Source organism: Micromonospora sp. S4605 (assembly GCF_003176715.1).
GTDB classification, from domain to species: Bacteria; Actinomycetota; Actinomycetes; order Mycobacteriales; family Micromonosporaceae; genus Micromonospora; species Micromonospora echinaurantiaca.
This window is the reverse complement of record NZ_QGSW01000189.1, coordinates 1-8,079: the sequence shown is the minus strand read 5'-3', so window position 1 is coordinate 8,079 and position 8,079 is coordinate 1. Positions and strand designations below refer to the sequence as shown.

Annotated in this window: 7 protein-coding genes and 1 pseudogene; 4 read left to right on the top strand and 4 right to left on the bottom strand. The window is 73.2% G+C overall.

Annotation, left to right across the window (positions count from 1 at the left end; genetic code table 11):
• Positions 1–582 (bottom strand): annotated as a pseudogene (locus DLJ47_RS15475) (peptidase C39 family protein); the annotation flags it as partial.
• Positions 583–728: 146 nt separating this feature from the next.
• Here DLJ47_RS15475 and DLJ47_RS15470 point away from each other — a divergent pair.
• The 4 genes from DLJ47_RS15470 to DLJ47_RS15455 all read left to right on the top strand — a co-directional run bounded on the left by DLJ47_RS15470 (position 729) and on the right by DLJ47_RS15455 (position 3,579).
• Entirely contained in the window at positions 729–1,397 is a 669-nt protein-coding gene (locus DLJ47_RS15470; protein ID WP_088995308.1) for a response regulator transcription factor, read from the top strand.
• Entirely contained in the window at positions 1,394–2,602 is a 1,209-nt protein-coding gene (locus DLJ47_RS15465) for a sensor histidine kinase (RefSeq protein ID WP_109900709.1), read from the top strand. Before DLJ47_RS15470 ends, DLJ47_RS15465 begins: the two co-directional genes overlap by 4 nt.
• 156 nt (positions 2,603–2,758) lie before the next feature.
• Positions 2,759–3,166: a VOC family protein gene (locus DLJ47_RS15460; RefSeq protein ID WP_109900708.1), complete on the top strand. Its 408-nt coding sequence runs from the start codon at positions 2,759–2,761 to the stop codon at positions 3,164–3,166.
• The gene (locus DLJ47_RS15455; protein ID WP_109900707.1) at positions 3,163–3,579 is read left to right on the top strand and encodes a VOC family protein; all 417 of its coding nucleotides are present in this window, start codon (positions 3,163–3,165) and stop codon (positions 3,577–3,579) included. The genes DLJ47_RS15460 and DLJ47_RS15455 overlap by 4 nt, the downstream gene beginning before the upstream one ends.
• Positions 3,580–3,647: 68 nt before the next feature.
• Here the strand turns inward: DLJ47_RS15455 and DLJ47_RS37650 are convergent, their stop codons facing one another.
• The 3 genes from DLJ47_RS37650 to DLJ47_RS15440 form a co-directional block, all read right to left on the bottom strand.
• Positions 3,648–4,511 (bottom strand): hypothetical protein, encoded by an 864-nt coding sequence (locus DLJ47_RS37650; protein WP_109900706.1) that lies wholly within the window; start codon positions 4,509–4,511, stop codon positions 3,648–3,650.
• Between the two features lie 158 nt (positions 4,512–4,669).
• Positions 4,670–6,739 (bottom strand): 3-hydroxyacyl-CoA dehydrogenase NAD-binding domain-containing protein, encoded by a 2,070-nt coding sequence (locus DLJ47_RS15445; RefSeq protein WP_109900705.1) that lies wholly within the window; start codon positions 6,737–6,739, stop codon positions 4,670–4,672.
• On the bottom strand, positions 6,736–7,929 hold the full coding sequence (locus tag DLJ47_RS15440; protein WP_109900704.1) for a thiolase family protein: 1,194 nt from the start codon (positions 7,927–7,929) through the stop codon (positions 6,736–6,738). Before DLJ47_RS15440 ends, DLJ47_RS15445 begins: the two co-directional genes overlap by 4 nt.
• Positions 7,930–8,079 lie beyond the last annotated feature (150 nt).

Genomic DNA, 8,079 nt, shown 5'->3' with positions numbered 1-8,079 from the left:
CCGGAGGACCGCGCCGCGCTGCTGGAGGCAATCACGCGCGCCCGCAAGGTGCACGCCGGCCGGCGCCGCGCCGACGGAGCGCAGCACCGGGCCGGCCGCCGCGCCGACCGGCCGGAACAGGGACACCCGGGCCTGCCAGCCGGTGACTGTCGCGTCGCCGACGACGAGCGTGTCGGTGTCCACCCGGGCGTCCCCGTCGCGCTGCCCGGGCACCGAGGTGCGCCGCACCGTGGCGTCGTCGGCGGCCCAGTCGGCGAGCAGGTACCAGCCGGTTGCCGGGCGGTCGTCGTGCCAGCCGCGCAGCTCGACCCGGAGCCAGCAGCCCGCCGGGCTGTCGGCGGTCCAGGACGGCACCACCTCGTACACGGCGAAGCCCACCGGCACCGGTGGGGCGGTCCAGCTGCCCCACTCGTACATCGCGGTGCTGCCGTCGGCGAGTGGGTGCTCCCGGCGGCCGGCCGGTTCGGCCAGCGCCAGGCCCCCGGCCGCCGCGCGTACCCCGGCCGCCTCCCCGTCGGCCAGGTCGCCGGGCAGCCGGAAGCCCTGGTAGGCGATGTCCCGCCGGGCCGCCGCGTCGGTCATGACAGGTCCGTCCGTTCGTAGTTTCCCGCCAAAAGCATTACGTACGACGAAGGTTTTCTGCAATGGCGGCCGACCGGGACGGCGCGGGACGCTGGTTTGGCGGCCGGCACTAGGTTGTCGGGTGGTCAGCGGCGAGGAGGACCGGGATGCGGGTGCTGGTGGTCGAGGACGAGCGGAACCTCGCGGACGCGATCGCGCGCGGATTGCGCCGGCGCGGCATGGCGGTGGACGTCGCCTACGACGGCGACAGCGGTCACGAGCTGGCCTTCGTCACCCGCTACGACGTGGTGGTGCTCGACCGCGACCTGCCCGGCATGCACGGTGACCAGATCTGCGCCGAGCTGGCCGCCTCCGGCACGCTGACCCGGGTGCTGATGCTGACCGCCAGCGGCACGGTCGCCGACCGGGTGGAGGGGTTGCAGCTCGGCGCCGACGACTACCTGCCCAAGCCGTTCGCCTTCGACGAGCTGGTGGCCCGGGTGCAGGCGCTCGGCCGGCGGGCCACCCCGGCCGCGCCGCCGGTGCTGTCCCTGGCCGACCTGGTGCTCGACCCGGCCCGCCGGGTGGTGACCCGCGGCGGCGTGCCGGTCGACCTGACCAACAAGGAGTTCGGCGTGCTGTGCGAGCTGCTCAAGGCACGCGGCGCGGTGGTCTCCAGCGAGGAGCTGCTGGAACGGGTCTGGGACGCCAACACCGACCCGTTCACCACCATCGTCCGGGTCACCGTGATGACCCTGCGCAAGAAGCTCGGCGACCCACCGCTGATCGAGACGGTGGTCGGCGCCGGCTACCGCACGGCCGAGGTGGAGGCATGAGCGAGCGTACGAGCCGTCGGTCGCGCCTGCGGCCCACCCTGCGGCTGCGGCTGACCCTGCTCAACGGCGTGTTGCTGGTGGGCGCGGGGGCGATCCTGGTGCTGCTGGCCTGGCTGCTGGTCCGCGACGCGCTGCGCCCGACCGACGAACTGCTCCCCGGCACCACCGTGGTGCTCGCCGACGGGCGGACGCTGGACGCCGCGCAGTGGCAGCGGCAACTGGTCGACGCCGCCTCCGCGGAGCTGCTGGCCAAGGGGCTGGTCGCGCTGCTGGCGATCAGCGTGGTCGGGGTCGCCGGGGCGTACGCGGTAGCCGGGCGCGCGCTGCGGCCGCTGCACCAGGTCACCGCCACCGCCCAGCGACTCGGTGAGGCCACCCTGGACCAGCGGATCGGCTACTCGGGCGCGGACGACGAGGTGGCCGAGCTGGCCAAGACGTTCGACGCGATGCTGGACCGGATCGCCGCCGCGTTCGAGGCGCAGAAGCGGTTCGTCGCCAACGCCTCGCACGAGCTGCGGACCCCGCTCGCCGTGATGCGCACCGAGATCGACGTGACGCTCAGCGACGACGAGGCGGACGCCGCCGAGTACCGCCGGATGGCCACCGTGGTCCGGGACGCCTCCGAGCGGGCCAACGGGCTGGTCGACGCGCTGCTGGTGCTGGCCCGTAGCGAGGCGCAGGCCGGCCGCCGGCTCGGCCGGCGCACCGAGTGCGACCTCGCCGCCGGCACCGCCAACGCCCTGTCGGCGGTACGCCGGGAGGTGGAGCGGATCGGGCTGCGGGTGCAGACCTCGCTGGAGTCGGCGCCCGTGGTCGGCGATCCCGGGCTGCTGGACCGGCTGGCCGGCAACCTGGTGGAGAACGCGGTCCGCTACAACCACCTGCACGGCCGGCTCTGGGTGCGCACCGGCTCCGACGGGTGCCGGTCCTGGCTGGTGGTGGGGAACACCGGGTTCGAGGTGGACCCGGCCGACGTGCCGGGGCTGTTCGAGCCGTTCCGCCGCGGCGGCCGGGAACGCACCGGGGCCCGCGGCTCCGGCCTCGGGCTCTCCATCGTCCGCGCGGTCTGCGACGCGCACGGCGGCACCGTGCAGGCCGTCGCCCAGCCCGGCGGCGGCCTGGAGGTGACCGTGACGCTGCCGGCGGCGGACGCGGCCCCGGCGGTGACCGCCGAGGAGCACGCCGGGCCGGCGGGGAGTCGCTGACCGGGTTGCGGCCACCGCCGGGCGGATGGAAAGATCACGCCGTCAGTCCGAGAGCGGAGGGGGGTGCGTCGAATGTCCATCGTCATGACGTCCGCGCCCCGTCTCGCCGGCTGACGCTCACGCACTCGGGGCGCCTCGACCACGGAGGCTTCACCCGTGTTTCCACGGATCCACAACATCAGTTTCGACTGCCACGACACCTACGCCCTCGCCGGCTTCTGGTCGGCGGTGCTCGGCTACGCCCGGCACGCCGACGACGTCCCGGGTGACCCGGAGGCGGTGCTGCTGCCACCGGACGGCGCCGGCCCGAACGTGTTCTTCCAGCAGGTCCCCGAGGTCAGGTCGGTCAAGAACCGGGTGCACATCTGCCTGGAGCCGGCCGGCCGGACCCGGGACCAGGAGGTCGACCGGGTGCTCGGGCTCGGCGCCGTCCTGGTCGACGACCGGCGGCGCGCCGACGGCACGGGCTGGGTGGTGCTCGCCGACCCGGAGGGCAACGAGTTCTGCGTCCTGCGCAGTGCGGCGGAGCGGGCAGGTACGTCCGAGATGGAGGAACAGCAGTGAGCGCACGGATCCACAACATCGGCATCGACTGCCGCGACACCTACGCCCTGGCCGGTTTCTGGGCGCAGGTCTTCGAGTGCCCCCGCCAGCCCGACGACTTCCCCGGCGACCCGGAGGCGATGCTGCTGCCGCCGGGCGGGCCGGAGGTGCTCTTCCTGGCCGTACCGGAGGGCAAGGTGGTGAAGAACCGGCTGCACCTGGACCTGGAGCCGACCGACCGGACCCGGGACGAGGAGGTCGAGCGGCTGCTCGGCATCGGCGCCACCCAGGTAGCCGACGAGCGCCGGCCGGACGGCTCGGGCTGGGTGGTGCTCGCCGACCCGGAGGGCAACGAGTTCTGCGTGCTGCGCAGCGCCGCCGAGCGGGCCGCCAACCCGGCCACCGCCCCGGCCGGCGAGGCTCCGTCGGCCTGACCCCGGTACGACGCGGGCCGGGCTCCCACCACCTCGGTGGCGGGAGCCCGGCCCGTCGGGTCACGACCTCAGGAGCGCTGCTCGATCTGGCCGCGCATGCCGACGAACTCGGCCTTCGCCTTGTCCGCCGAGGAGAAGAAGATCACGATCATGCCGACGCTGCCCTTGTCGGCCCAGACGCAGACGCCGAGCTCCACCGCGTCGGTCTTGCCGTCGCCGCAGCGGGCGTCGCCGCCGAGCGGACCCGGGTCGACGTCGGCCATGTTGCTGACCGACAGCTCTGCCGAGAGGCCGTTGACCGCGTCGTCGAGTTCCTTCTTCGGGTCGGCGATCAGCCCGGACGCGGCGGCCACCATGACCAGGTCCTGCTTGGCCGGGTCGCCGTAGAAGGCGCCGACGGCGCTGGTCTCGTTCTGCACCGTCGACTTCATCTCGCTGACCATCTGCTCGGAGAGCGAGGCGAGTTCGGTGTCGGTGATCTGCGGGCGGCCGGCCAGGGTGGCCGGGGCGACCACCCGGGTCTTGGCGGCGTCCACCGCGTCGCCCACGTCGTCCTTGACCGCGAACCAGGTGACCGCGGCGCCGCCGAGGCAGAGCACCAGCACCACGGCCAGCACGATCAGCACGACCTTGCCGGCGCCGGACTTCTTCTTCGGCGGCGGGCCGGCAGGCGCGTACGGCTGACCGGACTGCTGGGACGGGTAGCCGCCCTGCGGCGGGTAGCCGCCGGACTGCTGGGACGGGTAGCCACCGGACTGCTGGGACGGGTAGCCGCCGGACTGCTGGGGCGGGTAGCCACCGGACTGCTGGGACGGGTAACCGCCCTGCTGCGGCGCCGGGTAGCCCCCGGGCTGCTGCGATGTGGGGTAGCCCCCGGACGGGGGCGGGTACGAGCCTTGGTTCCCGTAGGGACCGGCCGGCGGCTGGGACATCAGTCAGCTCCAGATTTGTCGAAGTCGGGGCGATTTTAGTGACGCCGATCAAGACGCGCTGCCCGGCTCCCGACAGGGGTGAGAAAGACGACCGCGGTGGCCGATCGCGTCCGTCGGGACGCGACCGACCACCGCGGTCGCGGGGGAGCGGGGGTGGATCAGGCGGGCAGGCTGGCGGCCCCGCGCGGCAGGAACCGCCGGCCGGTGACCCGCTCGCTGGTGCCGGTGCGGTCCAGGTACGGCGTCACGCCGCCCAGGTGGAACGGCCAGCCGGCGCCGAGGATCATGCACAGGTCGATGTCCTGCGCCTCGGCCACCACGCCCTCGTCGAGCATCAGCCGGATCTCCTCGGCCAGCGCGTCGAGCGCGTTCTGCCGTACCTGCTCGGCGGTCAGCGGCTGGTCGCCGACCACCAGCAGCTTCGCCACCTCGGCGTTGACCTCGTCGTCGACCACGATCGGCTGGCCGGAGTCGGCGATCCGCTTGAGGTTCTCGCTGACCCCGAACCGGTCCGGGAACGCGCCGTGCAGGGTGCCGCCCACGTGGTACGCGACGGCCGGCCCGACCAGCTGGAGCAGGGCGAGCGGGCGCATCGGCAGGCCCAGCGGGTCCAGCGCGCTGTTCGCCACCTCCAGCGGGGTGCCCGCGTCCACGGCGGCGAAGACCGTGCCGAGGAAGCGGGTGAGCAGCCGGTTGACCACGAACGCCGGGGCGTCCTTGACCAGCACGCAGGACTTCCGCAGCTGCTTGCCGACCGCGAACGCGGTGGCCAGCGTGGCGTCGTCGGTGCGCTCACCCCGGACGATCTCCAGCAGCGGCAGCACGGCCACCGGGTTGAAGAAGTGGAAGCCGACCACCCGCTCCGGGTGCTCCAGGTCGGCGGCCATCGCGGTGACCGACAGGCTGGAGGTGTTGGTGGCCAGCACCGCCTCCGGCTTGACGATCTTCTCCAGCTCGGCCCAGACCTGCTTCTTGACGTTCAGGTCCTCGAAGACGGCCTCGATGACGAAGTCGGCGTCGGCGAAGACGGACTTGTCCACCGAGCCGCTGACCAGGCCGTACAGCTTGGCGGCGGTGCCCTTGTCCATCCGGCCCTTGCTGACCGCCTTCTCGATCTGGGTGTGCACGTAGCCGACACCCTTGTCCACCCGGGACTGGTCGAGGTCGGTCATCACCACCGGCACCTGGAGGCGGCGGGCGAACAGCAGCGCGAGCTGGCTGGCCATCAGGCCGGCGCCGACGATGCCGACCTTGGTGACCGGGCGGGCCAGGCTCTTGTCCGGCGCGCCGGCCGGCCGCTTGGCCCGCCGCTGCACCAGGTCGAAGGCGTACAGGCCGCTGCGCAGCTCCTCGGAGAAGACCAGGTCGGCCAGCGCCTCGTCCTCGGCGGCGGTGCCGGTGGCGAAGTCCGCGTCCTTCGCCGTCTCCAGCAGGTCCAGCGCCTTGTACGCGGCCGGGACCGCGCCGTGCAGCCGCTGGTCGAGGGTCTGCCGGGCGAAGTAGAGCACGCCCGCCCACATGTCCTTGTCGACCTCGGGCCGGGTCACCGTGACCTCGCCGCGGACCACGCCGGCGGCCCACTCCAGCGACCGCTCCAGGAAGTCCGCCGGCTCCAGCAGCACGTCCGCGATGCCCAGCTCGGCAGCCTGCTTCGGCTTGAGCATCTTGTTCTGCATCAGCGGGTTCTGGATGATCACCTGGGTCGCGGCCGGGATGCCGATCAGGTTCGGCAGCAGCTGGGTGCCGCCCCAGCCGGGCACCAGGCCGAGCGAGACCTCGGGCAGGGCCAGCGCCGCGGCGCCGCCGGAGAGGGTCCGGTAGTGGCAGTGCAGGGCCAGCTCCAGGCCGCCGCCCATGGCCGCGCCGTTGACGAACGCGAAGGTCGGGATCTGGCTGTCCTTGAGCCGGGCGAAGACCCGGTGGCCGAGCCGGCCGATCTCCAGCGCCTGCTCGCGGTCGGCCAGCGCCGGCAGGCCGACGATGTCGGCGCCCACGCAGAAGACGTACGGCTTGCCGGTGACCGCGATGAACGCCGGGTTCGCCGCCAGCGCGGCGGTGATCGCCTCGTCGAGGCTGGTCAGGCCGCCCGGGCCGAAGGTGTTCGGCTTGGTGTGGTCGAAGCCGTTGTCCAGGGTGATCAGGGCGGCCGGCCGGTCCAGCCCCGGCACGTTCACCTGGCGCAGCAGCGCCTTGGTGACGACCTCGTTCGGTGCCGCGAGCGCGCTCACTTTTTGCCCTCCCAGTGGGGGTTCTCCCAGATCACGGTGCCGCCCATGCCGATGCCGATGCACATGGCGGTGAGGCCGTAGCGGACCTCGGGGTGCTCGGCGAACTGCCGGGCGAGCTGGGTCATCAGCCGTACGCCCGAGGAGGCCAGCGGGTGGCCGATGGCGATCGCGCCGCCCCACGGGTTGACCCGCGGGTCGTCGTCGGCGATGCCGAAGTGGTCGAGGAAGGCGAGCACCTGCACGGCGAACGCCTCGTTCAGCTCGAACAGGCCGATGTCGTCGATGCTCAGGCCGGCGATGCGCAGCGCCTTCTCGGTCGACGGGATCGGGCCGACGCCCATCACCTCGGGCTCGACGCCGACGAAGCCGTACGACACCAGCCGCATGGCGACCGGCAGGCCCAGCTCGCGGGCGGTCTCCTCGGCGGCCAGCAGGCTGGCGGTGGCGCCGTCGTTCAGGCCGGCCGCGTTGCCCGCGGTCACCTTGCCGTGCGGGCGGAACGGGGTCTTCAGGGTGGCGAGCTTCTCCATCGAGGTGTCCCGCGGGGCCTCGTCCACCGTGGCCAGCCCCCAGCCGGCCTCCGGGTCGCGGATCGCGACCGGCACCAGGTCGGGCTGGAGCTTGCCGTTGGCGTACGCCTTCGCGGTCTTCTGCTGCGAGGCGAGCGCGAACGCGTCGGTGCGCTCCTTGGTGATGTGCGGGACCCGGTCGTGCAAGTTCTCCGCGGTCGCGCCCATCACCAGCGCGGAGGGGTCGACCAGCTTCTCGGCGATGATCCGCGGGTTCGGGTCGACGCCCTCGCCCATCGGGTGGCGGCCCATGTGCTCCACGCCGCCGGCGATGGCGATGTCGTAGGCGCCCATGGCGATGCCGCCGGCGACGGTGGTCACCGCGGTCATCGCGCCGGCGCACATCCGGTCGATGGCGAAGCCGGGAACGGTCTTGGGCAGGCCGGCCAGCAGGGCCGCGGTCCGGCCGATGGTGAGGCCCTGGTCGCCGATCTGCGTGGTGGCGGCGATGGCGACCTCCTCGACCCGCTCCGGCGGCAGCTGCGGGTTGCGGCGCAGCAGCTCGCGGATGCAGCGGATCACCAGGTCGTCGGCGCGGGTGTTGGCGTACATGCCACCCGCCTTGCCGAACGGGGTACGGACGCCGTCGACGAAGACGACATCCCGAACTTCACGGGGCACTTGAGAGCCTCCTTTTCGACCATGATCCGGCCGCCGCGCCGCCGGGCGGCGCACGGACCGGACGAAGGTCGCCGGCACGGGCGTGGTACCTCGGATGCTACTCGTCAGTAACCAAACCCGACACCACCCCCCCTGTGGCCCACCCCACAC

Excerpts from the sequence above, each read along its gene's own strand:
- DLJ47_RS15470 (WP_088995308.1), top strand. The coding sequence starts at position 729 with ATGCGGGTGCTGGTGGTCGAGGACGAGCGGAACCTCGCGGACGCGATC.
- DLJ47_RS37650 (WP_109900706.1), bottom strand. The coding sequence starts at position 4,511 with ATGTCCCAGCCGCCGGCCGGTCCCTACGGGAACCAAGGCTCGTACCCG.
- DLJ47_RS15465 (WP_109900709.1), top strand. The coding sequence starts at position 1,394 with ATGAGCGAGCGTACGAGCCGTCGGTCGCGCCTGCGGCCCACCCTGCGG.